Source organism: Conexibacter woesei Iso977N, assembly GCF_000424625.1.
GTDB lineage: Bacteria > Actinomycetota > Thermoleophilia > Solirubrobacterales > Solirubrobacteraceae > Baekduia > Baekduia woesei_A.
The window spans coordinates 1,844,322-1,868,030 of record NZ_AUKG01000001.1 but is presented as its reverse complement, the minus strand read 5'-3'; the positions used below and the strand labels follow the sequence as shown (position 1 = coordinate 1,868,030).

The window sequence follows — 23,709 nt, the reverse complement described above, 5'->3', positions numbered from 1 at the left end:
CCCTCCCCCATCGCCCTCAGCCGCCTCACCCGCTGGCTTCACCGCCGCAACCACGAACCCAAGCCCGTCACGGAGTTCAGGGGCTATGAGTACGGCTGGGCGCTGCGCGAGATCAGCGGCGAAGCCAAGCACCCGAATCGCAACGCCTCCCCACCGCACCCGAAGCGCGCCGGCTCTGACGGTAAGAGGCCCGCAGCTCCCTGACAGCCAACCGCTGCGCCGACGGAGAGCACGACCAGAAGCGAAGTTGGAGCGATCAGTGAGGTTGATCGTCCGCCCGCGATGAAGGTCCCAGAGGCGATGGGACGCGTCTGCCGAGGGAGGCGGAACGTGACGGATCGCCGGTAGAGGCGACCGCGAGAGCGCGAAGGTTGGCGTGCCAGGCGCGACGACGTACTGGTTGCGGAACGCTGGCACTGCAGGTGTGGCTGACCGCCCCGCTGCGGTGGCGGCGCCAGAGGCGACGAGGCGCGTGTACCGAGGGGGACGGGACGTGACGGATCGCCCGGTAGAGGCGACCGCGGAGAGTGCGAAGGGTCGGCGTGCCAGGCGCGACGACGTACTGGTGGTGAGACGCTGGCACTGCAGGTGTGGCTGACCGCCCCGCTGCGGTGGCGGTACCAGAGGCGAGGAGGCGCGTGTAGCGAGGGTGGCGGTGCCGGAGGCGCCGGGTGACGGGCCCCGGTTACTTCTTGAGGTAGACGATCGCTCGGACGCCGCGGGGCAGGGCGCGCCTCCTGAAGGAGGGCACGGGGCCGATGCGGATGAAGTTCTTGTCCGTGTTGAGGGCGCGTTCCCATTGGGGGGCGCGGTGGCGGATCTCGGAGGTCCAGGGGGCGCCCCAGGAGGCGGTCCGGATGATCGGCATGATCAGGATGAGGTGCTGGCCTGACCTCACCGACGGCTCGAGCTTCGCCAGCGTCCGCTTCGGGCCCGCCGCCTTGAAGCGGTCGAGCGCGTCGCGCCAGTCGAAGACGCGGTTGTCGGTCACCGGCCCGAGCGCGTCGGCCCACCTGTACCCACCGCCGAGGTAGTAGCGCATCGCCGGGCCGTACTCCGGATGCACGGCGACGACGAGGTCGCCCTTCTGGATCAGGCCCTGGGACTTCAAGGTCCCGGCGACGCGGTAGGCGTCGGACTTGCCGCGGATCTGGCGCTCGTGCGGGTTGAACCACAACACCAACGTGATCCCGAGGGCGATCAGGCCGGGCTTGCCGAAACGGACCAGACCGGCGCCGGCCATCAGCAACGCGGGGCCGATGAAGACGGAGAAGTAGCGCGTCGCCCAGGCGGGAGAGGCCTGCGAGGCCAGCCAGGCCAGCGCCACCGCCACGCCCACGGAGACGCCCAAGGCGACGACGGTCCGCGAGCGCTCGCGACCCTCGCGCCCGCCGCTCAAAGTCGCCAGCCCGGCGATCCCGACGATCAACAACATCAACGCCGTCGTCAACCCGCCGACCAGGTTCTGCAACCCGTTCAACAACCCGTTGAAGTCCGGCGCCTCGGCCCACGGCGCGCCCGTGTGCTTGGCCTGGAACAACACGGTCGGGATCCAGGGCAGATACAACAACACCAACAACCCGAAGCCGAGCACGCCGTCCCTGAAGAACGCCCGGCGCTGCTCGCGGTCGGTCTGGCGCCACAGCACCAGGAACGCCGCCCCCGACCCCAAGGCCAGGAACAACCCCCAGTTGTGCGCGTACACGGTCAACGCCATGAACACGCTGAACACCGGGATCCAGCGCCGGTCCCCGACCGCGTAGGCCATCGCGAACGACCCGGACGCGCACAGCCCCAGCACCGCGACCAAGGCGTACATCCGCGTCTCCTGCGCGTAGTACGTCAGGAACGGCAGCGTCGCGCACAGCGCGGCGGTCGCCCACGCGGACTTCTCGCCGAACAGCCGGCGGCCGAACCACCAGCCGCTCGGGATCGTGAGCGTCGCGCACAGCAGCGACAGCGCGTGCGTCCGGGACTCGCCGTCGCCGCCGATCACCCCCATCCAGGAGTGCAGCAACATGTAGTACAACGGCGGCGAGCCGTCCTTCTTCAGGACGCCCGGGATCGACCAGAAGTCGTGGTGGGCGATCCCGACGCTGAGGCCCTCGTCGATCCAGAACTTCGCGGTGATCGCGTGGGAGCGCAGCCAGACCGACAGCCCCATGATCGCCAGGACGCCGAGGACCCGCCAGGCCCACCGCGTGTCCTGCCACCAGGAGGAACGCGACGCCGCACCGGAAGCACCCGGAGCAGGCGAAGGCGCGACGGCCGTGTCCGGCACCGTCGTCGGCCCGTCCTCGACCACGCTCACGCCCCCGGGCTCCCGCAGGACGCGACGATGCGCCACTTGGAGCCCGTCGCCAGCGTCGTGTCGTCGCCGACGTCCTTCAGCGACGGCACCGCCCGCGCCCGCGCGGTCGTCCTGACCCGGAACGTCACCGACGGCGCCTGCGGCGACAGCCGGATGTCCTTGGTGTGCATCCTCAGGTTCCACGCCACGACCGGCACCAGGAACGGCCCGGTGAACGGCGTCCCGCACGCCTTCAGCTTCTCGGCGCCGCCCGCGGTCCGGATCAGCCCCGGCAGCTCGTCGGCGAGCTGGGCCTGGTACTTCAAGCCCCTCAGGTTGGGCGAGAAGCGCTCGAAGCTCGGCGCCGCGAAGACCAGCCCGACGACGGCCGAGGCGAGCACGACAACAACAAGAGAAGGCCGCCGCCCCACCGACCTCACCGCGGGCACGTAGCGCGCGATGCCGTCGACGACCAACCCGAGCGCCCAGCCGATCCCGGCACCGCCCAAGACCATCAACAACGCGACCGGCCCCATCAGGTACCGCTGGTTGCCGCTGAAGCCGTCCGACGTCATGTACGCGACGAGCCCGAGCCACGCGATCGACATCGCGATCACCACGGCCATGATGCGGTCGCGGCGCCGCGCGATGACCATCACGCCGCAGCACAGCAGCCCGACGATCAGCGGCGTCGTCAGCATCAGCCCCGCGTCGTGCAGCACCTCGCGCGCCGGGTTGTCGGCGTAGGTCGGCGCCCCCGCGTTGACGTTCTTCGCCCGGTGCGCGGCGCGCAGCAGGTCACCGGAGCCCCACCACTCGGGCAGCGTCCAGACGGCGAGCACGGCCACGCCGACGCCCACCACCACGCGCCACGAGTAGGCCTTCGTGTACATCACGAACAGCCCGTACAACCCCAGGAACGGCCAGACCTCCGGCCGCAGCAGCCCCGCACAGACGGCGAGCCAGAACGCGAACCGGCGGTCGCCCGCGATCTCGCGATCGATCGCGCCCAGCACCAAGGCCACCAACAAGCCCTCGGAGTTCCCCAAGGCGCCGGAGCGGATCCACCACGGTGCGATCGCCAGCGCGCACGCCGCGGCCACGCCGCCGACGATCCCGCCGCCGAGCCCACGCGCGACCCGGAAGGCCAGGGCGCACGCGGCGATCGCGCCGGCGCGCGCCACGACGAGCCACAGGTCCGGCGACCACGAGCCGAAGAACGAGAAGATGGTGGTGAACGCCACCGGCAGCGGCTTCCACGACGGCCCCTCGGTCGTGACGAGGTCCAGGTGCGCGATCTCGCGTCCCCAGATGATCCACGACCACGGGTCGTACGTCGGCGCGCTGGGCAGCAGCAGCGTCAGCGCCGCGATGACCACGCAGGCCGCGGCCAGCAGCACCGCGCCGTGAACCGGCAGTCCGCGCGCAGAGGCCAGCGCCGTACCGGACGGCGCCTGCGAGACGCGGAGGGCAGCGGAGCGTTCCTCGATCAGCACGGCGGTGAGAGGGTATGCCCGCGCGGGGACGATCTCCCCGCGCTCTTAACGAAGCGCAACGCGAACGCGCAGGGCGAACCCGTAGGGCGACCTGCCGAGCCGGTAGGGTCGCCCGCCATGAGCCACGACGCGGCCAACCTCACGCTGAGCCCGTCCGCCCAGGTCGGCGCGAACGTCACGTTCGGCGCCAACGTCGTCGTCCACGACAACGTGGTGATCGGCGACGGCGTCGTCATCCAGGACGGCGCGATCCTCGGCAAGCGCCCCAAGCTCTCCCCCACGAGCGCGTCGGCCCCCGTCGGCGACGCGCCGCTGGTCATCGGCGCGGGCGCCGCGATCTGCGCGCAGGCGATCGTCTTCGCGGGCGCGCGCGTCGGCGAGGGCTCGATCATCGGCGACCAGTCCTTCGTGCGCGAGCGCTCCACGATCGGCGCCGGCACGGTCATCGGCCGCGGCTCGGCCGTCGACAACGACGTGACGATCGGCGACCGCGTGCGGATCCAGACCTCCGTGTACATCACGGGCTTCAGCACGGTCGAGGACGACGTGTTCGTCGGGCCCTGCGCGATGACGACCAACGACGACACGATGAACCGCCACGGCGACGAGTACCAGCTCCACGGCGCCACGCTGCGCCGCGCCTGCCGGATCGGCGGCGGCGTCGTCCTGACCCCCGGCGTGACCGTCGGCGTCGAGGCCTTCGTGGCCGCGGGCGCGGTCGTGACCGCCGACGTGCCGGAGCGCGGCTTCGTGATGGGCGTGCCGGGCCGCGTGGTCCGGCAGGTCTCCGACGCGGACCTGCTGCACAACTGGCGCTGAGCCACACGCGCCGGCACTGACCGGCGCCCCCGGGGGCGCGATCGCGTGGCGGAAGAACCGCCGGACCTCATCCGTTCCTCCCCCGATGTACAGCGTCGCAAATCCCCGCGCCCTGCTCCGTGACCGGCGCCGGAGTGGCTCGTTGCGCGTCGGGCGGACGGTCGTGCTGCTGGGCGCGTGCTCGCTGCTGACGGACATCTCCTCGGAGATGGTCGCGACGATCCTGCCGGTGTACCTCGTCTACACGCTCGGCTACACGCCGCTGCAGTACGGCGTGATCGACGGGCTCTACCAGGGCGCCAGCGCGATCATGCGCCTGTTCTCCGGCTTCGCCGGCGACCGGATGCGCTCGCACAAGTGGGTCGCCGCGTCCGGCTACGCGCTGTCGGCGATCTGCAAGCCGCTGATGATCCTCGCCGGCTCCGCGCTCGGCCTGATCGGCGCGGTCATCACCGCCGACCGCGCCGGCAAGGGGATCCGGACCGCGCCGCGCGACGCGATGATCTCGCTGTCCGCGCCCGCCGGCCGCCTCGGCACCGCCTTCGGCGTGCACCGCGCGATGGACTCGGTCGGCGCGATGCTCGGCCCGCTCGTCGCGTTCGGCCTGCTCGCGGCGGCGCCGTCGGACTTCAACACCATCTTCCTGGTCTCGTTCCTGATCGCGCTGCTCGGCGTGGGCGTCATCACGCTCCTGGTCGACGAGCCCAACCCCAAGCCCGCGGCGCCCGAGAACGCGCCCGAGCCCAAGCCGGACATCAGGGCCGCGTTCGCCCTCCTCGCAAAGCCGCAGTTCCGCGCCCTCACGCTCACCGCCTCGCTGCTCGGCGTCGCGACGATCAGCGACGCGTTCTTCTACCTCCTGCTGCGCGAGCGCATCGACTTCGACCCCAAGGTCTTCCCGCTGCTGGCCACCGGGACCGCGACGGCCTACATGGTGCTCGCGATCCCCGCGGGCAGGCTGGCGGATCGCTTCGGCCGCACCCGCATGTTCCTGATGGGCTACGGACTGCTGCTCGCCGCCTACCTCGTCCTCCTGGACCACACGCTCACCACCACCGGCGTCGTCGTCGTGCTCCTGCTCCTCGGCGCCTACTACGCCGCCTCCGACGGCGTGCTCGCCGCGCTGACCAGCGCCCACGTCCCGGAGGAGCTGCGCGGCTCGGGCCTCGCGTTCGTCGGCACCGCGACGAGCGCCACGCGCCTCGTCGCCTCGCTGGTCTTCGGCGGGCTGTGGACGGTGTGGGGCATCGACGCCGCGATCACCGCGTTCGCGATCGTCCTCGTCGCCGCGATGGGCGTCGCGGCCTGGGGTCTGCGCGCCGCACGTGTCTAGGCGCATCCAGCTGTTCGCCGTCCTGGCGGTCGTCTGCATCGCCGGCGCGGGCGTGCTCGTCGCGGTCGCCGCGACCCGCACCAGCAACCAGCGGGCCGACCAGGCCAAGGCGGTCGCCGCCTCGCGGGGCACGGTCCTGCAGACGATCACCGGCGGCAGGGCGTTCGCCGTCTTCCGCGACCTCGACCGCACGCACTCGAGCACCTACGGCTTCCTGTCGGTCGCGCCGCTGAACGCCGACGGGACCCCCGGCCCGCGCGAGCCCGCCGGCACGTCCTGCTCACGCGTCGCGTTCGCCGCGGGCCACGGGATCTGCCTCGACGTGGTCGGCACCGCGATCGACGCGACGATCCTCGACGCGAAGCTCAAGGCCACGCACCACCTCACGCTCACCGGCATCCCGAGCCGCGCCCGGATCTCCCCCGACGGCCGCTGGGCCGGGACGACCGCGTTCGTCGTCGGCCACGCCTACGCGGCGCCCGGCCAGTTCTCGACGGTCGCGACGATCATCGACGTGGCCACCGGCAGGAAGGTCGGCGAGCTCGAGAGGGACTTCCACGTCACGATCGACGGCAGGCCGTTCACCGCCCGCGACCGCAACTTCTGGGGCCTGACGTTCGCCGACGACGGCGACACGTTCTACGCGACCGCCGCCGCCGGCACCCGCACGTGGCTGATCAAGGGCTCGATCAAGCGCAGGACCGCCACCGCGATCCACGAGAACGTCGAGTGCCCGGCGCTGTCGCCCGACGGCACGCGCATCGCCTACAAGAAGGCGATCCGGCGCGACCCGACGGTGTGGCGCTTCACGGTCCTGGACCTCGCGACGGGCAGGGAGACGCCGCTCGCCGAGACGCGCTCGATCGACGACCAGCTCTCCTGGCGCGACGACGCGCACGTCCTGTACGCCGACGCGCACGAGACGACGTGGGTCGTCCCGGCGAACGGCTCGGGGCACCCGCAGGTGTGGATGAAGGCCGCGGACTCGCCCACCGTGGCGGCCGCGACCCCGTCGAGCTGACGTAGGGATCCCTCGGTCGGGGGATCCCCAAAACACCAACCGGTCAGGCTCCATACCGAACCTCCCCTAGTCGGGGGTCGGATACCCGTCCGAGTTCCTTATCCCTAGTTGAGGCTTCGCGGGAGGAGCCGACACTGGGTGTGGGAGCCGCGATTGTGCGAGGCCCCCAATCTTCGACGAGCCTGAACGTTGGGCAATGCCCAACGTTCAGTGTTCCCGGTCCTCCAGCACCGCCCCTGGCGCGTCCTCATGACGTGGACGTCGCCGTGCCGCCGACCATCAACTCCCTCTCGGAGGTCTCACCCGTGCCCAACTTCCGGCACGCCGTTCGCAGCATCCCGACCACCTCGCGCCGCACCACCGGCGCGTTGTTGACGCTCGCCGCATGCGCCGCCGCTCTGCCGGCGACCGCGAGCGCCGACATCGGCTCCTCGTCCGTCGGATCGACCGTCGACTACAACACGCCCGGTCGTGGCCAGGACTTCAAGCTCACCGCGGGTTCGACCGCGTCGCTGACGCGCCTGAGCATCTACCTGGACAAGAGCAGCACCGGCTCGAAGGTCGAGCTCGGCCTGTTCAGCGGCAGCTCCGCCGCGTCCAGGCGGCTCGCCCGCTGCGTCATCACCTCGCCCACCCCGGGCGCGTGGAACCGCTGCACGTTCACTGCAGTGAAGGTGACCAAGGGCACCACCTACTGGCTGGGCGTCCTGCAGCCGACCGGGACCACCGGCACCGTGAAGTACCGCGAGGCCGCCTCGGGCTCGCGCACCTACGGCTCGTCGAGCACGGCGCTGACCGCGCTGCCGACGACCTGGGCCAACGGTCCCGACTGGGGCACCGCCGCTGCGTCGATCTACTCCGACGTCGCGCCGGTCACCACCCCGCCGGTCACCACGCCGCCCACGACCGACCCGACGCCGCCGGTCACCACGCCGCCGGTCACCACGCCGCCGGTCACGACGCCGCCGGTCACCACCCCGCCGGTCACCACGCCGCCGGTCACCACCCCGCCGACGACCGACCCGACGCCCCCGGCGTCGAGCTGCACGGTCAACGCCACCACCTCGACGTTCGCCAGCGCGTTCTCCAACGCCGCCGGCGGCGCGACGATCTGCCTGGCGTCCGGCAACTACGGCACGTTCACCGGCGGCTCGAAGTCGTCGCAGGTGACGATCAAGCCGGCCTCCGGCGCCAGCGTCTCGATCCAGATCAACTTCGGGTCGAACGTCAACAACGTCCGCCTCGACGGCATCCAGGATCTCGGCGGCTGGGTCATCAACGGCTCCAAGAACGTCGCGATCACCAACTCGAAGTTCACCTACCCGACGTCGGTGCTCGGCACCGTCACCGGCCTGGTCTTCGACGGTGACACCTTCGACAACCTGCCCCAGGGCACGTGGGAGGGGCGCCTGTCCTTCTCGCAGTCGGCCAACGGCGCGACCGTCAAGAACAGCCACTTCGGCAACGGCGGCTGCTCGGACGGCATCCAGATCACCGGCAGCTCGAGCAACATCCTGATCCAGGGCAACGAGTTCTCGAACCTGACCCAGGGCAGCTGCTCGCAGCACGTCGACCCGATCCAGTTCTACGGCGCCGCCAACGTCACCGTGGACAGCAACTACTTCCACGACACGTCGACCGGCATCATGTCGCCGGACGGCAACGGCTCGCCGTTCACGATCACCAACAACGTGATGGTCGGCACCAGCGGCGGCTACCCGTGGGCGATCGTCGACGGCGGCGGCAAGAACGACGTCATCAGCCACAACACGATCATCGGCGGCTGGGTCGTCGAGGTCGGGCAGGCCAACGGCGGCCAGAACTCGACCAACGAGACGGTGAAGGACAACGTCTTCACCAACGGCGTGTCGGTCCTGTCGCCGCAGTCGTCCAGCGGCGTCCTGCAGGACTACAACCTGAACGGCTCCGGCAGCCACTCGCTGAGCGGCACGCCGACCTACTCGGGCGGCTCGAAGCCCACCACCTACGCGGGCTACAAGCTGGCGTCCGGCTCCATCGGCGCCGGCAAGGCCAGCGACGGCAAGAACCTCGGCATCAACTAGCCGACCGCGACACCACCGCAGCACCGACGAGCTCCGCCCCGGCGGGGCTCGTCGTCTGCTCGGGCTCGGTCACGGGCGCCGCGGCGGGCGCCGCGCCCGGCATCAGCCGGGCGTGGAAGCGCCGCTGCAGCGGGCGCTCGACCAGGTAGAACGACGCGGTCGCGGCCGCGATCGACAGCACCAGCGCGGCGGCGCCCGACACGGCCTTGCCGTGGTCGGCGAGCGCGCTGGGCATCTCATACTCGATCGGGTAGTGCCACAGGTAGATCCCGTAGGAGATCGTCCCGATCCACACCACCTTGGCCGGCGCCAGCGCGCGGGTCAGGCGGTCCTCCCCCAGGCCGAGGCGGCCGACGACCGCCGCGCCGGCCAGCGCGACCAGCGCGTAGCCGAACGTGTAGCCCGCGTGCGTGTACGGGAGGTCGCGGACGAAGACGACGGCCAGGAACGCGACGGCCGGGACGAACGCGAGCCGGACGAGCTGCCGGACCCGCTCGGGCCACAGCGTCGCCGCGGCCGCCAGCGCGCAGCCCCACAGCAGCTGGTCGGCGGTCGTGTCGGTGCCGTGCAGGAGCCGGTCCGGGCTCGACCCGTGGCGGGCCAGCGCGATCCGGACGACGAGCGACAGCACCGCGCCGGACACGGCCGCGACGAAGACGCCGCGCGCGCCGAAGCGCCGAGCGCTGAGGATCACCACGCATGGCCAGACGAGGTAGAACTGCTCCTCGACGGCCAGCGACCAGGTGTGTGCGAGCATCCCGAGCGAGTGCGTCGACAGCGCGCTGACCCAGTTGGCGCTGTAGGTCGCGGTGGCCAGGACGTTGACGGTGTCCTCGTGGCCGCTGAGCGCGATCGGCAAGACCACCAACAACAGCAGCGCCAGCGCCGGGCCGAGGCGCAGCAGGCGCCGGCCGTAGAAGCGCCCGACGTCGATCGCGCCGTCGCGCCGCTTCCGCTCGCGCAGCAGCAGCGTCGTGATCAGGAAGCCCGAGAGCGCGAAGAACAGGTCGACGCCGTGGCCGCCGCCCTTCAGCCACGACACGCGCTCGTGCAGAAGCAGGACGGCGATGACGGCGACCGCGCGCAGCGTGTCGAGCGCCGGGCGGTAGCCGCCGGCGCGCGGGCGGTCGCCCCGCAGATCCGTGCGGAGGTCCCACCAGGCGGTGGCGACGTGGGCACGGATCCGCGGGAGCATGATGACCGTCCTCCTCCTAGAACCCGGTGATCGGGCCGTTGGGCAGCGACCTCGGGTTCAGCGCGGACGCGACCTTGTACTGGTTGGCCAGCGCGGGCAGCGCCGCGATCGGGCTGCCGGCGGGCGGCGCGGCGAGGACGACCGTCTCGCAGTCGGCCGCGACCGTGTCGGTCGGGTCGGCGTAGACGGTGTCGATGCCGTCGCCGCAGGTGACCGTGTCGTTGCCGAACGCCGTGCCGTCGCCGGACACGTCGATCGTGTCGTTGCCGATCCCGCCGTCGTAGGTCGCGCCGCCGGTGGCGAACCTGTCGGTGGACCTGAACGCCGCGATCAGGTCGTTGCCGGCGCCGCCGGCGACCGTGCCCGCGTTGGCCGAGCGCGACATCGCGATCGTGTCGGCTCCGTCGCCGCCGTCGACTCCGGGCTGCGTCGAGTCGATGACGATCGTGTCCCTGCCGCCGTCGCCGGTGACGCTCGTCCCGGCGCCGTGGGCGTAGATCCGGTCGGCGCCCGCGCCGCCCGCGGCGAACGCCGTGCCGTCGGCGCTGCCGATCAGCAGGTCGTCGCCGCCGTCGCCGGTCAGGCGCGTGCCGATGCCCCAGCCGTAGATCTGGTCGTTGCCGGACCCACCGGCCGCCGTGACGCGGCCCTGCGCAGCGAACTTGGCGATGTCGTCGCCGCCGCCGAGCGTCGCCGTGTCGTCGAAGATCGCCGAGCACGTCACGGTGTGCGCCGCGCCGACCGCGCAGGTGCCGCTCGCCGTCGGGTTGGCGGTCGCGTCGAAGACGGTCGTCGTCCCGGAGACCGGCAGCGAGGAGGCGACGTCCGTCGCGCGGCTGCCGCTGGTGTAGGTCAGCACGGTGCTCGTGCCGTCGGCGTTCGGCGCCGCCGACGCCGCGGCGGGCAGCGCCGCGGCGCAGACCGCGGCCAACATGAATGACTTGGTGAGGTTCAACATCATGTTCTTCCTCTCTCGCTTACCAGCCCGGCATGAACGGGCCGGGAACCTGGGGGATCCTGATGTCGGCCATGAAGGCGACACCCTTGGCGACCGCGTTGGCGGCGGGGCTGCCGGCCGGCGGTGCGCCGATCACGACGGTCTCGCAGTCGGCGGCGACGACGTCGATCGCCTCGGCGTAGACGGTGTCGTTGCCGTCACCGCACGTGACGTGGTCGCTCCCGGCCTGGCCGTCCCTCGTGACGTCGATGACGTCGTTGCCGGCGCCGCCGTCGTAGCTGCCGTTCTCGATCTTGCGGGCGGGGTTGGGGAGCTCGGCGACGATCACGTCGGGGCCGTTGCCGCCGCTGAAGGTACCCGCCCCGACCTCGTGGACGGTGATGATCGTGTCCGCGCCATCGCCGCCGTCGACCCTCGGCGACGCCGTGTTGCTGATGATGGTGTCCTTGCCGTCGTCGCCGGTGATGTTGTCGCCCGGGCCGGAGGCGTACAGCGTGTCGGCCCCGGGGCCGCCGTCGACCGTCGTGGTGCTGTCGGAGCTGGCGAGCAGCAGGTCGTCGCCGCCGTCACCGGTGACCGAGGCCATCGTGCCGTCGGCGTCGATGCGGTCGTTGCCCGCGCCACCGTCCACGGTCATCCGCCCCCAGTCGGCGACCTTCGCGATGTCGTCGCCGCCCCTGAGGTCGACGACCGCGTCCTGGAGCACGCAGTTCGCGTTGTGGTCGTCGACCACGGTGCAGTTGGGACCCGAGACGTGGAGCTTGGAGCCCATCTCGGTGATCGTCTGGTTGTAGCTGAACGACGGCCCGATCACGAGGTCCGCGTTGCGCGCGTGGCTCGTGAACGTGATCGCGCCGTCGTTCCTGGTCGTGCCGGTGCCCACGAGGGTCGCGGCCGAGGCGGAAGCCGCCGGCGCCATCACGCCGATCACGGCCGTCACGACCAACGCCTTCTTGTTGATGCTCATGATGAAGCGATCTCTTTCCTGCAGGTGTTTTGTGTGGGAACGCACATCAACTGCGGGTCGCCGCGGGGACCGGGCGCGGCGTGTGGGGATCGGGGCCGCCCCCGGCGGCCCGTTCGTACGCGGCCAGCAGCGCCGGCACCTGGTGCTGCCATGCGAGGCGGTCGCGCACCGCTTCGAGTCCTGCGGCGGCCATCGCGGCACGCTTGTCCGCATCGCCGAGGACCTCGTCCAGCGCGGCGGCAAGCGCCGCGCTGTCACCCGGGTCGGCGAACACGGCGGCGGACGGGCCGGCCGAGACGCGGGACTCGGGCAAGTCATAGGAGACCACGGGGCAGCCCATGGCCATGTACTCCGGGATCTTGATCATCGTGCTGACGTCGTTGAGCGGGCTCGGCGGATCCGGCGCCAGCGCGACGTCGCACGTCGACAGGATCGAGCGGATGTCGTCGTCCAGCCGCCAGCCGGCGAACGTGACGCGGTCGGCGATGCCGAGCTCGGCCGCCAGCGCCTCCAACGCCGGCAGCTCGTCGCCGTCGCCGATCAGGACCGCGTGCCAGTCGTCGCGCCCCGCGAGGTGGGCGAGCGCGCGCAGCGCGTGGTCGACGCCGTCCTGGGCGCCCATGATCCCGAGGTAGCCGACGAGCACGTCCTTGCCCTGCTTCCAGGACGGGTCCGGCGCGACGGGCGTGAAGCGCGCCAGGTCCGGGCCGTTGCGGACGATGAACACGTCCTGCGGGTCTCGCCCGCCGCGCCCGGTCGCCACCGCGGCGTAGGAGGAGTTGGTGCAGATGACGACGTCGGCCATCCGGAACGCGATCCGCTCCAGCCGCCGCGCGACCCAGTGCATCGGTGAGCGACCCTCGCCGAACTTCGCGCGGTACAGCTCCGGCACGAGGTCGTGGTGGTCGAAGACCATCGCGGTCCCGTCGCGGCGCCGCAGCGAGCGCGCGGCCAGCAGCAGGAAGTCCGGCGGGTTGCAGGCGTGCACGACGTCGAAGCGCCCCTGCTCGCGGGCCAGCCGCCGGACGAGCCTGCGGATCCGCCACAGCGCCTGGCCGTACTCGCGCGCGTAGCCGACCAGGCCGCCGGCGGCGGGCGCCAGCGGGTAGCGGTGGATCGCCACGCCGTCGAGCAGCTCATAGGGGTCGCGATGGCGCGTCTCCCCCATCGCGCAGACGATCGTCACGTCCCACCCGGCGTCGCGCAGCGCGCACGCCTCGTTCCACACGCGGCGGTCCGAGGGGACCGGCGCGTTCTCGCTGATGATGAGCGCGCGCCGTGCCGCCATCGCTCAGGCCGCGCCGCGGCGGTTGAGGACGACCGGGACCGTCTTGAGCAGGATCCTCACGTTGAGCCAGAACGAGCGCTCGCGCACGTACTGCAGGTCGAGCGCGATCATCTCCTCCAGCCCGATCTGCGACCGGCCGCCGACCTGCCACGGGCCGGTGATGCCGGGCTTGACGGCGAAGCGCCCGAACCAGTGCGCCGGGTAGGACTCCAGCTCATAGTGCAGGCACGGGCGCGGCCCGACGAGCGACATGTTGCCCTGCAGGACGTTCCACAGCTGCGGCAGCTCGTCCAGCGACGTCTTGCGCAGGATCCGCCCGACGCGCGTCACGCGCTCGTCCTCCGACAGCTTGAAGAACGGCTGCTCGCCGTTTCCCTGGTCGGGCGCGTCGCCGGCGATCAGGGCCTTCACGTAGGCCATGTGCCTCTCGTGGCCGACGCCCGCGTGCATCGAGCGGAACTTGTTGACGGTGAACGGCCTGAGCCCGCGGCCGACGCGCAGCTGGCGGTAGATCGCCTTGCCGCGCGTGTCGAGCCGGATCGCCACCGCGATCACGGCGAGCAGCGGTGCCAACAGCACCAACATGGTCGCCGAGACGACGACGTCCAGCGCGCGGCACGCGATCGCGGTGCCCAGGCCGGTGGTCTGCGGCTCGACCGCGGCGGCCTCGGAGCGCAGGACGTCGGCGGCGGTGGGTGTGGTGGTCGCTTCCATGGTCTGCGGCGTGCGATCCGTGCGCGGGTTCGATCAGGCGGCCAGGGCCGCGGTGTGGGCGAGCACGCGATCGATCACGTGGTCCTGCTGCTCGTCGGTGAGGTCGGCGAACAGCGGCAGCATCAGGACGTCGGCCGCGGCCGCGTCGGTGTGCGCGAGGTCGGCGGTGACGCCCGGGTAGGCGCCCTCGTGGTGGATCGCCATCACGCCGCGGCGCGTCGGGACGCCCTCGGCGAGCAGCAGCTCCATCAGCTCGGTGCGGCCGACGGGCGCGCCGGGCCGGACGCGGATGGCGTAGGACTGCCAGGTGCGCTCGGTGTGCTCCGGCGTGTACGGGGTCTCGAGGTACGGGACGCCCGCGAACGCGTCGTTGTAGCGCTCCGCCAGGCGCGTGCGCTCAGCGAGGATGCCGGGCAGCGCGTCGAGCTGGCAGAGGCCGAGCGCGGCCTGCATGTCGGTCATCCGGTAGTTGAAGCCGCGCTCCGGATAGCCCTCGAAGACGACGCCGGTCGCGCTGTGGCGCGCGAGGTCCGAGAGGTCCATCGCGTGCTGGCGCAGCTTGCGCATGCGGTCGGCCTTGGCGGCGTCCTGGGTGGTGATCATCCCGCCCTCGCCGGTGGTGATGACCTTGCGCGGGTGCAGCGAGAAGCACGCCGACGGCCCGAGGCCGCCGATCCTGGCGCCCTTGTAGCTGGCGCCGATCGCGCAGGCCGCGTCCTCGACGATCGCCAGGCCGTGCTCGTCGGCGAGGGCGAAGAACGCGTCCATGTCGGCGGGCAGGCCGACCTGGTGGACCGGCATGATGGCCTTGGTCTGAGGCGTGATCGCGCGCCGCGTCGCCTCGGCATCCAAGTTGTAGGTCATCGGGTCGATGTCGGCGAAGACCGGCGTCGCGCCCAGCGTCCAGACCGCGTTGGCGGTGGCGATGAACGACAGCGACGGCACGATCACCTCGTCGCCCGGGCCGACGCCCTCGGCGTAGAGCGCCAGCGCCAGCGCCGTCGTGCAGTTGGAGACCGCGACCGCGGCCTCGGCGCCGACCAGGTCGGCGAAGCGCTGCTCGAACTCGGCGACCTTCGGGCCTTGCGAGACCCAGCCGGAGGCGATCACCGCGGCGACGACCTCGCCCTCGTGGCCGCTGAACGTCGGCTTGGCGAACGGGACCTGCATCACGACGCCTTCGCCGCGAGCGGGCTCTCGTGCGCGCGCTCGCGCTGCCACCAGTCGACCAGGCGGGTCAGGCCCTCCTCGAGGTCGATCTCGGGGACCCAGCCGAGCTGCTCGCGCGCCTTGGAGACGTCGGCCAGCCGGCGCGTGACGCCGTTGACCTTGCGCTCCGGGCCGTACTCGACGTCGAGGTCGGACCCCATCACCTTGAGCAGCATCTGGGCGAGCTCGCCGAGGCTCGTCTCGGCCGAGGAGGCGATGTTGTAGGTCTCGTCGGTGACGTCGGCCGCGGCGGCCAGGACGTTGGCGCGCGCGATGTCGGCGATGAAGACGAAGTCCATCGTCTGCTTGCCGTCGCCGAGGATGATCGGCGGCTGGCCCGCGGAGATCCGCTCCATCCAGCGGACGAGCACCTCGGTGTAGAGCCCGTGGATGTCCATGCGCTCGCCGTAGACGTTGAAGTAGCGCAGCGCGACGTAGTCCAGCCCGGTCATCGCGTGGTAGCTGCGCAGCAGCGCCTCGTTGTAGACCTTGGCCGCGCCGTAGAGCGTGTCGTTGGCGTAGGGGTGGTGGTCCTCGCGCGTCGGGAACGTCTCGGCGAGGCCGTAGATCGAGGCCGACGACGACAGGATCAGCTTGCGGACGTTCTCGGCCGCGGCCGCCTCGACGACGTTGAAGGTGCCGTCGACCAGGACCTCGTTGGCCAGCCGCGGCTCCTCGGCGCACTGCGTGATCCGCAGCGCCGCCAGGTGGAAGACGAGGTCGGCGCCGCGCGTGAGCTCGCGGACGAGGTCGCGGTCGCAGATGTCGCCGATGACCAGGTTGACGTTGCCGTGCTCCAGCGCCCAGGCGAGGTTGTCGCGGCGGCCGCGGACGAAGTTGTCGAGGACGACGACCTCGCTCGCCCCGGCCTGCACGAGCTGGTCGACGAGGTTGGACCCGATGGCGCCGCCGCCGCCCGTCACGAAGGCGCGGTCGCCCGTCAGAGAGGGGCCTGCGGTTCGGTTGGGAGTGCTCATCTGGACGATCAACGCGCGGGTGCGCGCGCTTCTTCCATCCGCTGAGCGATCCTCCCCGAAGGTCAGGGTGCCAGCGGCCGGACCACGCGCGCCGGGTTGCCGGCCGCGATCACGCCCGGCGGGATCGATGCGGTCACGACACTCCCTGCACCGACCACGGAATCGCGGCCGATCTCCACGCCCTTGAGGATCGTCGCGCCGTCGCCGACGAACACGTTCTCGCCGAGCACGACCTGGCCCATCGAGGGGGTCCCGCCGCGGCGGCGGTCCGGGTGCAGCTCGTGGAAGTCGCTGTCGTAGATCGTGACCTGCGAGCCGATCAGCGTGCGGTCGCCGATCACGATCCCCGGGCCCTCGCTCTTGAGCATGATGTCGTTGTTGAGCTGGACGCCGTCGCCGATCCGGATCGACGCCTCCGGCGTCGCGGCCTCGACGTGGCAGTAGCCGGTGTGGAAGCCGCGCGACGTCTTCCACCCGAACTCGACGTCGCGCCCCAGCGCGATCCGGCCCGGGCCCAGGAACAGGACGGGCTGCACGACGACCGGGTCGGGCCCGCTGACGTGCGGGCACGTCGACAGCCGCCGGTACTTCAGGATGCGCGCCTGAAGCAGCAGGCGCTCGCCGTCGATCCCGAGCACGGCGCGCCTAGCCCTCCGACGTCCGGGCCAGCAGGACGAGCCCGCGATGCAGGCGCGGCAGGCGGTTGGCCGGCACGACGCCGCCGGCGAAGCCGAGCACCAGGTCCCACGTCTTCGGGAACAGGCCGCGCAGCGCGACCAGGTAGGTCACGCCGCCGGCGGTGCTGACGAGGACCAGCCGAGCCGCCTCGCCGACGTTGGCGGCGTTGAGCACGACGTCGACCGCCAGCGCGCCGCCGGCCAGAACGACGCACGACACGACGGCGGGCGCGAGGTCGTCGGCGATGCACGTCCACAGGCGCTCGTCGGAGTCGCGCAGCATCAGCCAGTAGCCGACCACCATGAACCCGGTGTGGATCAGCGCGGCGCCGAGCGCGACCGCGGTCAGGCCCAGCGGCGCGATCAGCAGGACCGCCCCCGCGTAGACGACGAAGTGCGCCCAGCCGAAGACGAGGACCGTGTGCGTGCGCCGCCGCGCCATCAACGACGCGCCGATCGCGTCGATGACCAGCGTCGACGCGCCGCCGAGCGCGAGCACCTGCGTCGGCGCGACGGCCGGCGCCCAGTCGTCGCCGAACACGAACGGGATCAGCACCGGGGCGGTCACCGCGAGGATCGCCAGCAGCGGGAACAGCACGACGCTCAGCACCTGGACCATCCGGCCGCGCATCTCCTCCAGCGCCTCCGGGCTCGTGGCGCGCGCGAGGACCGGGAAGCCGACCTGGCCGACGACCAGCGAGACCTTCTTCTGGTACTCGACCGCCAGCGTGTAGGCGCGGAAGTAGAGGCCGGCCTGGACCGCGCCCAGCCGCGCGCCGACGATCGCGTAGTCGCAGTTGCGGAAGCCGACCCAGCTCAGCGCCGCGCCGGCCGCCGGGACGCCGAGCCTGCGGATGTCGCGCACCGCGTCCCGCTCGTAGCGCGGCAGCGGCGGCGGCGCCTTGATCAGCGCGATCCCGGTGGCCAGCGCGCCGGCCAGCAGGCCGCCGTAGATCAGCGCCTCGGCGTTGAGCCCGGCGAGCGCGAGCGCGACCGACGCGGCCGCGCGCGTCATCGTGTTGCCGACGTCGATCAGGCTCAGCCACTTGAACTCCAGGCGGCGGGTGAGCATCGCCATCGGGACCGCGGCGATCCCGGCGAGCAGGAAGCCCGGCGTCGCGAGATGGACGAGGTGCTCGGTGCGGCCGCCGAAGACCGGGCCGATCACCAGCCAGCCCAAGATGTAGGCCAACGCGACGAGCACGACCGAGATGCCGATGCCCAGCAGCGCGCCGGCCTGCTGGTGGCGGCGCGTCACCGACTCCATCTGGACCATCGCGGTCCCGACGCCCTGGGACGGGATCGCGATCGCCAGCTCCGACAGCGCGGTGACGACCGCGAAGCGGCCGTACTCGGCCGGGGAGATCAGGCGCGCGATGACGACCATCGAGGCCAGCAGGACGACCTCGATCGCCGGCCGCGAGATCGCCGCCCAGCGGACGCCGTGCTCGGCGGCCGTCTTGAGGTCGTGCTCGGGCTCGGGGTGCTGCGCGTCGGTCATGTCGCTGCCTCGGCGCGGCCGCGCTCGCCGCGGACCAGCGCCAGCGCCGCGCCGACGGCGCGGCGGCGCAGGCCGCGGGGCAGGCTGAGCAGCAGCGCCCACGCGAGCGCGAACGCGGTCGGCCGCGCGCGCAGCGAGCCGGCGAAGGCGGCGCGCGCCTGCGCGTCGTCGCCGTCGTCGGCGAGCAGGCGGCCGATCGTGGCCAGGTCGCGGGCGCAGGTCCGGCGCACGAGCGCGCGGTCCTGCGGCAGGTCGGCGAACGCCCGGTGCATCGCCAGCGCCGAGCGCTCCATCGCGACCCGGTTGTTGGTGACGTTGCTCGAGTGCTGGCGGTAACGGACGAGCGCCTCCGGGTCCCAGTGGAAGCGCGCACCGGCGCGGAGCAGGTGCAGCCAGAGCTCGTAGTCCTCGCACGGCAGGCGCGGCGTGGGCTCGGGCAGGTCCTTCAACAACGACGCGCGGATCAGCGCGGTCGAGGAGCAGATCGGGTTGGCGCGGTAGACGTGGCGCGCGAAGAGGAGCGGGTCGTCGAGCCCGTCGGCCGGCGGCAGCGCCGAGAACGGGCGCTCGGCCCCGCGGCCGAAGACGGTCGCGCCGGTCACGACCACGTCGGTCTCGGGCCGGACGGCGAGCGCCTCGAGCTGCAGCTCCAGCTTCTCCGGCAGCCAGACGTCGTCGGCGTCGCAGCGCGCGACCCAGTCTCCACGGGCACGCGCGTACGCCTGCGCGTAGGCGCCCGCGGCGCCGGAGTTGTGCTGGTGGAACACCTGGATCGCGTCGCCGAAGGACGCCAGCACGTCGGGCGTGCCGTCGGTCGAGCCGTCGTCGACGACGACGACCTCGTCGGGCGCGCGGGTCTGCCCGAGGATCGCGGCGATCGTCTCCCCCACGTGCGCCTCGCCGTTGTAGGCCGCGACGACGACGCTGACGACAGGCCGGGTCGTGCTCACGGCAGTGCGGGGCTGCGCCCGCCGCGCAGGGTGTCGAACCCGCGGCTGGCGCCAATGGCCCCGCGCGTCAGGCCGTTGCGGACGCTGCTCGGCAGCGAGAGCAGGGCAAGCCACGCGACCGCGCGGGCGTTGGCCGACACGACCGCGCCGCGCCGGTGGCCCAGCGCCTCGCGGAAGGCGGTGCGCGCGTCGGCGGTGCGGCCCTCGTCGGCGCGCAGGCGGCCGATCTTGAACAGCTCGGCCGAGAGCATCCGGTCGACCAGCTCGGGGTCGGTGACGCGGTCGGCGTTGGCGCGGCGCACCTGCATCATCGCCTCGCGCAGCTCGAGCGTCGCGTTGGTGATGTTGTTGTCGTGCATCCGGTAGCGGACGATCGCGCGCGGCTCGTAGTAGAACCGGATCCCGGCCCGCATCGCGTTGAAGAAGAACTGGTAGTCGTCGGCCAGGAAGCGGTCGGCGAACCAGCCGACGCGGGCGAAGACCTGGCGGTCGATGACGACGCCGGGCGTGTTGATGACGTTGATCTCGAAGAAGTCGTCCCACAGCCGCCGGTTGTCGAGCACGCCGGTGTCGCGCGGGCGCGGGTGGTCGCCCTCGATGCGCCCGAACAGGACGGCGTGGCCGAAGTGCACGCCGACGTCCGGGTGGCGCTCCAGCGCCTCGGCCTGCCACTCGAGCTTCTGCGGCAGCCAGATGTCGTCGGCGCCGATCGGCGCGACGACGTCGCCCGTCGCCGTGGCGATCGCGCGGTTCATCGCGGCGGGGTAGCCGGCGTTCTCCTGCCGGACCACCTGGATGCGGTCGCCGTAGGAGGCCAGGATCTCCGGCGTCGCGTCGGTCGAGCCGTCATCGACGACGACGACCTCGTCGGGCGGGCGCGTCTGGCCGAGCACGGAGTCGAGCGCCTCGACGAGCGTGTCCTGCGATTGGTAGGCGGCGATGACCGCCGAGATCGTGGGCGCCCTGAGGCGTGGCGTGATCATCGTCGCCCCATCAACGCACGGGAGGGCGCGATTCTCACGCGGCCGGTCATGCGGCCGCGCAGCTCGCGGCGGACGAAGCGCCGGAACTCCGGGTCGTCGACGCGGGGCGTGCGGCGCAGCGCCGCGCGGACGTAGCCGTGGAAGTAGGCGAGGCCCGACAGGCCGTAGGGCGGGACGCGGCCGAGCTTGAAGATCCGCAGCGCCGTCCACAGCGGCGGGTGGTGCAGGATCCACGCGCACTCGCCGTGGCGGGCCTTGCCGCGCAGGCGGCCGTCGGCCGAGCCCCAGGCGCGGTGGTGGCGGCCGACGAGGTCGGGCGGGCTGAGCGTCCTGTACCCGCGCATGCGCGCGTAGGTCTCGTCGATCGTGTCCCACGCCAGGCGCTCCTGGACGCCGCCGATCGCCTCCAGGCACTCGCGGCGGTAGAGCTTGACCGCGCCGTGCACGTGGTGGGCGGGGATCGGGATCATCTTCCAGCCGCCGGGCGAGGGCTCGATCAGGCGCCCGCCGCCGATGCCGAGCTCCGGGTCGGCCTCCATGCGGGCCAGCAGCTGCGCGAACCACTCGGGCGGCAGCTCGACGTCGCCGTCGAGCTTGCCGATGTAGTCGTACCGGCGCCAGTCGGCATGTTGTAGGGCTTGGTTGAAGGCGCGGGCCTCGCGGGCGAGCGCGAGGCGGTCCGGGCCCTCGTCGCCGTCGTCGGCCTGCAGGACCGTGACGAAGTCGAGCTGCTCCGCCCAGCGGTGGGCGATCGCGAGCGTGTCGTCGCTGGAGCCGTCGTCGACGATGACCCAGCGGTCGGGCTTGACGACCTGCGCAGCGATCGCCGCGGCGGTCCGGTCCAGGTGCTTGGCCTCGTTGAACACGGGGCTGACGATCAACATGGACATGTCGCTCACGCCTGCGCGCCCGTGACGGGGGCCAGCAGCATCGACGGCTCGTAGCCGCTGTCGGGGTCCAGGACGCGCGCGGCGACGTCGGCGCGCGAGTGCGCGCCGAGCTTGTCGTAGACCGACGCCAGATGTGTCTTGACCGTGCTCTCGGCCACGAACAGGCGCGTCGCGATCTCGCGGTTCGTGCAGCCCTCGACGACCAGGCCGAGCACCTGCTTCTCGCGATGCGATAGCGACGGCCGCGCGACCTGGCGGACCATCCCGAGCGGCACGGCCAGCTGGCCGGCGGCGACCGCGTGGCAGGTCGGCGCCAGCGCGGTGTCGAGCTCGGCGGCGGGGACGATCCCGGCCGCGCCGGCGGTCAGCAGGCGGCGCAGCGCGCCCGGCGTCGGCGCGCCGGAGACGACGACGACGATCCGCGACCGCGCACCCTCTGCGAGCGCTGCGCGAACCTCAGCGGCCGGGTCGGAACCCGCGAGCAGGACCGTCACGCCCGGCGCCACGACGCCGGTCAGGAGCGCGGCGACACGGGCGTGCGCGGGGGCGTCGCCGCCGCGCACGGGCGTCGCAGCGGCGGCACGCGCGGGCGCCTGCGTCGGTCTCATGCCAGAACAACGGTGCAACGGCGGCATCGCTTCCACACCGGGCGCACGCGGTCCCTCATCCGTATTTCATCCGCTGCCCGAGGGCACGAGTTGTGCAAGAACTCGCTGCCCCGCGGCGTTGCTGTGACATGGAGATCGCCAAGGCCGTCGTCATCGCGACCACCGCGCCGCACGACACGCCGTGGCCGAGCATGCGCTCGGCGCCGAAGGCGCTGGTCCCCGTCGCCAACCGGCCGCTGATCTTCCACGACCTCGACCAGCTCAGCGCCGCGGGCGTGCTGGAGACCGCGATCGCCATCGAGCCGGCCGGCTCGGCCGCGATGCGCAGCGCGATCGGCGACGGCTCGCGCTGGCGCATGAACGTGCGCTTCGTCGAGTGCGGTCCCGCGCCGACCCTCGCCCAGGTCCTCGGCGGCGCCAGCGGCTTCATCGGCCGCGAGCCCGTGCTCGTGCAGCACGCCGGCTCGCTGCTGCGCGACCGCATCCACTCGCACATCACCGCCTTCGCCGGCGAGCGCCTCGACGCGCTCGCGCTGCGCCTGCCCGGAGCGCTGGAGCTCGGCGCCCACGACGACGGCGCGCTCGACGGGTCGCTGCTGCTCAGCGAGCGCGCGATCGAGATCCTCGCCGGCGACGAGCTGCGCGCCGACCCGCTGAGCCGCGTCCGCGAGGGCGGCGGCCAGGTCCGCGTGCAGGAGGTCGACGGCTGCCTGCCGTGCCTGGGCCCGCAGGAGCTGCTGCTGGAGGCCAACCGCCGGATGCTCGAGACGCTGACGCCGTCGATCCCGCACGACTCGGTCCTGGACTCGCGCGTGCAGGGCCCGGTGGTCATCCACCCGACCGCGCACGTCGAGCGCTCGCTCGTCCGCGGCCCCGCGGTGATCGGCCCGCGCGCCCGCGTCATCGACGCCTACGTCGGGCCGTCGACCTCGATCGGCGCCGACGTCGTCGTCGAGGGCGCCGAGGTCGAGTACTCCATCATCCTGCCGGGCGCCTGCCTGGCCTTCGTCGGCACGCGGATCCAGGAGTCGATCATCGGCCGCGACGCCAAGGTCCGTCGCGCCTTCGAGCCGCCGTCCGCGCTGCGGATGGCGCTCGGCGACGGCGCCGAAGTGGTCCTGTCCTAGCGGCTGAAGACCAGCGCGTTCTGCGGGAACCAGAACGCGACGTCGCGGCGGCCGAAGGCAGCGCGCAGGCGCTCCGAGCGCTCCGGGTCGTGGCGCATGCCGTGCGCGGCGAAGCGCTCGATCCAGTACTCCTTGGGCTGCAGGTGGATGTGGCCGATGCCGCCTTGGCCGGGCGGTGAGGCCGTGAACGCCACCTGCGGGAAGCCCGACAGGAACTCGACGAGCCGGTCGCCCATCTCCGGCGGCAGGTGCTCGGCGACCTCGAACGACCACGCGAGGTCGGCGGCGGGCCGCTCGGGCAGCGGCGCGCCGAAGTCGATCTTGCGCGAGCGCACGCGCTGGGCGGCGGCGTAGACGCGGCCGAAGTACCCGTACTCGAAGGCCTGCACGTGCAGCCCGACGCGCTTGGCGCGGGCGGCGAACGTCCCGGCGCCGGCGCCGACGTCCACGACCGAGCGCGCCTCGGGGAAGACCTCCCGCAGCGCGTCGACGACGCCGGGCGCGTTGCCCTTGGCCTGCTGGTGGAACCAGCGGAACTGGAACGGGTTGTAGATCAGCCAGTGGACGTCGTGACGTGCACCCACGGCGGAGAGGCGCTCGGCCAAACGGAACTCCATGGTGCCGGAACGTACAAGCGCAACGA

The 23,709-nt window shown here is 72.3% G+C and carries 21 protein-coding genes; 5 read left to right on the top strand and 16 right to left on the bottom strand.

Translation table 11 applies throughout. The features are described from left to right. Positions 1–685: 685 nt before the first annotated feature. Entirely contained in the window at positions 686–2,311 is a 1,626-nt protein-coding gene (locus H030_RS0109155; RefSeq protein WP_155891937.1) for a glycosyltransferase family 39 protein, read from the bottom strand. Continuing rightward, positions 2,308–3,786 (bottom strand): hypothetical protein, encoded by a 1,479-nt coding sequence (locus tag H030_RS0109150; RefSeq protein WP_027005894.1) that lies wholly within the window; start codon positions 3,784–3,786, stop codon positions 2,308–2,310. Before H030_RS0109150 ends, H030_RS0109155 begins: the two co-directional genes overlap by 4 nt. A 117-nt stretch (positions 3,787–3,903) precedes the next feature. On the opposite strand from H030_RS0109150, the gene H030_RS30660 reads away from it, so the two are divergent. The 4 genes from H030_RS30660 to H030_RS0109130 all read left to right on the top strand — a co-directional run bounded on the left by H030_RS30660 (position 3,904) and on the right by H030_RS0109130 (position 9,022). Further along, the gene (locus H030_RS30660) at positions 3,904–4,605 is read left to right on the top strand and encodes an acyltransferase (RefSeq protein ID WP_035126031.1); all 702 of its coding nucleotides are present in this window, start codon (positions 3,904–3,906) and stop codon (positions 4,603–4,605) included. 142 nt (positions 4,606–4,747) lie between these two features. Beyond that, positions 4,748–5,938, top strand: coding sequence for an MFS transporter (locus tag H030_RS0109140; protein ID WP_196809056.1), 1,191 nt, complete (start codon positions 4,748–4,750; stop codon positions 5,936–5,938). Next, a complete protein-coding gene (locus H030_RS0109135; RefSeq protein WP_027005892.1) occupies positions 5,931–6,959 on the top strand; it encodes a PD40 domain-containing protein in 1,029 nt (342 codons plus the stop codon). Before H030_RS0109140 ends, H030_RS0109135 begins: the two co-directional genes overlap by 8 nt. Positions 6,960–7,213: 254 nt before the next feature. Beyond that, on the top strand, positions 7,214–9,022 hold the full coding sequence (locus H030_RS0109130; protein ID WP_027005891.1) for a right-handed parallel beta-helix repeat-containing protein: 1,809 nt from the start codon (positions 7,214–7,216) through the stop codon (positions 9,020–9,022). Here H030_RS0109130 and H030_RS30655 read toward each other — a convergent pair. The 13 genes from H030_RS30655 to H030_RS36740 form a co-directional block, all read right to left on the bottom strand. After that, positions 9,015–10,217 (bottom strand): acyltransferase family protein, encoded by a 1,203-nt coding sequence (locus H030_RS30655; RefSeq protein ID WP_051222152.1) that lies wholly within the window; start codon positions 10,215–10,217, stop codon positions 9,015–9,017. The two genes, H030_RS0109130 and H030_RS30655, sit on opposite strands and share 8 nt — an antisense overlap. Positions 10,218–10,233: 16 nt before the next feature. Beyond that, positions 10,234–11,175, bottom strand: coding sequence for a calcium-binding protein (locus H030_RS0109120; RefSeq protein WP_155891936.1), 942 nt, complete (start codon positions 11,173–11,175; stop codon positions 10,234–10,236). Positions 11,176–11,194: 19 nt separating this feature from the next. Next, positions 11,195–12,142: a calcium-binding protein gene (locus H030_RS0109115; protein WP_027005889.1), complete on the bottom strand. Its 948-nt coding sequence runs from the start codon at positions 12,140–12,142 to the stop codon at positions 11,195–11,197. 46 nt (positions 12,143–12,188) lie between these two features. Beyond that, positions 12,189–13,430, bottom strand: coding sequence for a glycosyltransferase family 4 protein (locus H030_RS30650; protein WP_051222150.1), 1,242 nt, complete (start codon positions 13,428–13,430; stop codon positions 12,189–12,191). 3 nt (positions 13,431–13,433) lie between these two features. Then, a complete protein-coding gene (locus H030_RS30645) occupies positions 13,434–14,144 on the bottom strand; it encodes a sugar transferase (RefSeq protein ID WP_081690629.1) in 711 nt (236 codons plus the stop codon). 33 nt (positions 14,145–14,177) lie between these two features. Next, positions 14,178–15,314 carry a DegT/DnrJ/EryC1/StrS family aminotransferase gene (locus H030_RS0109100; protein WP_027005888.1) on the bottom strand — a complete coding sequence of 379 codons (1,137 nt, stop codon included), beginning with the start codon at positions 15,312–15,314 and terminating at the stop codon, positions 14,178–14,180. Next, the gene (locus H030_RS0109095) at positions 15,314–16,330 is read right to left on the bottom strand and encodes an NAD-dependent epimerase/dehydratase family protein (protein ID WP_051222475.1); all 1,017 of its coding nucleotides are present in this window, start codon (positions 16,328–16,330) and stop codon (positions 15,314–15,316) included. The genes H030_RS0109100 and H030_RS0109095 overlap by 1 nt, the downstream gene beginning before the upstream one ends. Before the next feature lie 62 nt (positions 16,331–16,392). Next, positions 16,393–16,968 carry an acyltransferase gene (locus tag H030_RS30640; protein WP_051222148.1) on the bottom strand — a complete coding sequence of 192 codons (576 nt, stop codon included), beginning with the start codon at positions 16,966–16,968 and terminating at the stop codon, positions 16,393–16,395. A 7-nt stretch (positions 16,969–16,975) separates the two neighbouring features. Continuing rightward, positions 16,976–18,508 (bottom strand): oligosaccharide flippase family protein, encoded by a 1,533-nt coding sequence (locus tag H030_RS0109085; protein WP_027005886.1) that lies wholly within the window; start codon positions 18,506–18,508, stop codon positions 16,976–16,978. Next, entirely contained in the window at positions 18,505–19,458 is a 954-nt protein-coding gene (locus H030_RS36750) for a glycosyltransferase (protein ID WP_051222146.1), read from the bottom strand. Before H030_RS36750 ends, H030_RS0109085 begins: the two co-directional genes overlap by 4 nt. After that, positions 19,455–20,441, bottom strand: a complete 987-nt coding sequence (locus H030_RS36745) for a glycosyltransferase family 2 protein (protein ID WP_051222144.1) — start codon at positions 20,439–20,441, stop codon at positions 19,455–19,457. The genes H030_RS36750 and H030_RS36745 overlap by 4 nt, the downstream gene beginning before the upstream one ends. Continuing rightward, the gene (locus H030_RS30625; protein WP_231398421.1) at positions 20,438–21,331 is read right to left on the bottom strand and encodes a glycosyltransferase family 2 protein; all 894 of its coding nucleotides are present in this window, start codon (positions 21,329–21,331) and stop codon (positions 20,438–20,440) included. Before H030_RS30625 ends, H030_RS36745 begins: the two co-directional genes overlap by 4 nt. Before the next feature lie 5 nt (positions 21,332–21,336). Then, positions 21,337–21,939 (bottom strand): helix-turn-helix transcriptional regulator, encoded by a 603-nt coding sequence (locus H030_RS36740; protein WP_051222140.1) that lies wholly within the window; start codon positions 21,937–21,939, stop codon positions 21,337–21,339. A gap of 128 nt (positions 21,940–22,067) precedes the next feature. Here H030_RS36740 and H030_RS36735 point away from each other — a divergent pair, with 128 nt between their 5' ends. Continuing rightward, positions 22,068–23,066: a sugar phosphate nucleotidyltransferase gene (locus tag H030_RS36735; protein ID WP_027005885.1), complete on the top strand. Its 999-nt coding sequence runs from the start codon at positions 22,068–22,070 to the stop codon at positions 23,064–23,066. On the opposite strand, the gene H030_RS0109055 is transcribed toward H030_RS36735, so the two are convergent. Beyond that, positions 23,063–23,683 (bottom strand): hypothetical protein, encoded by a 621-nt coding sequence (locus H030_RS0109055; RefSeq protein ID WP_027005884.1) that lies wholly within the window; start codon positions 23,681–23,683, stop codon positions 23,063–23,065. The genes H030_RS36735 and H030_RS0109055 overlap by 4 nt on opposite strands. Between the last annotated feature and the right edge of the window lie 26 nt (positions 23,684–23,709).

Bases quoted from the DNA above. Each gene is read 5' to 3' on its own strand.
- H030_RS30660 (WP_035126031.1), top strand. From the start codon at position 3,904: ATGAGCCACGACGCGGCCAACCTCACGCTGAGCCCGTCCGCCCAGGTC.
- H030_RS30655 (WP_051222152.1), bottom strand. From the start codon at position 10,217: ATGCTCCCGCGGATCCGTGCCCACGTCGCCACCGCCTGGTGGGACCTC.
- H030_RS0109120 (WP_155891936.1), bottom strand. From the start codon at position 11,175: ATGTTGAACCTCACCAAGTCATTCATGTTGGCCGCGGTCTGCGCCGCG.
- H030_RS0109115 (WP_027005889.1), bottom strand. From the start codon at position 12,142: ATGAGCATCAACAAGAAGGCGTTGGTCGTGACGGCCGTGATCGGCGTG.
- H030_RS30650 (WP_051222150.1), bottom strand. From the start codon at position 13,430: ATGGCGGCACGGCGCGCGCTCATCATCAGCGAGAACGCGCCGGTCCCC.
- H030_RS30645 (WP_081690629.1), bottom strand. From the start codon at position 14,144: ATGGAAGCGACCACCACACCCACCGCCGCCGACGTCCTGCGCTCCGAG.
- H030_RS0109100 (WP_027005888.1), bottom strand. From the start codon at position 15,314: ATGCAGGTCCCGTTCGCCAAGCCGACGTTCAGCGGCCACGAGGGCGAG.
- H030_RS0109095 (WP_051222475.1), bottom strand. From the start codon at position 16,330: ATGAGCACTCCCAACCGAACCGCAGGCCCCTCTCTGACGGGCGACCGC.
- H030_RS0109085 (WP_027005886.1), bottom strand. From the start codon at position 18,508: ATGACCGACGCGCAGCACCCCGAGCCCGAGCACGACCTCAAGACGGCC.
- H030_RS36745 (WP_051222144.1), bottom strand. From the start codon at position 20,441: ATGATCACGCCACGCCTCAGGGCGCCCACGATCTCGGCGGTCATCGCC.
- H030_RS30625 (WP_231398421.1), bottom strand. From the start codon at position 21,331: ATGTCCATGTTGATCGTCAGCCCCGTGTTCAACGAGGCCAAGCACCTG.
- H030_RS36740 (WP_051222140.1), bottom strand. From the start codon at position 21,939: ATGAGACCGACGCAGGCGCCCGCGCGTGCCGCCGCTGCGACGCCCGTG.
- H030_RS36735 (WP_027005885.1), top strand. From the start codon at position 22,068: ATGGAGATCGCCAAGGCCGTCGTCATCGCGACCACCGCGCCGCACGAC.
- H030_RS0109055 (WP_027005884.1), bottom strand. From the start codon at position 23,683: ATGGAGTTCCGTTTGGCCGAGCGCCTCTCCGCCGTGGGTGCACGTCAC.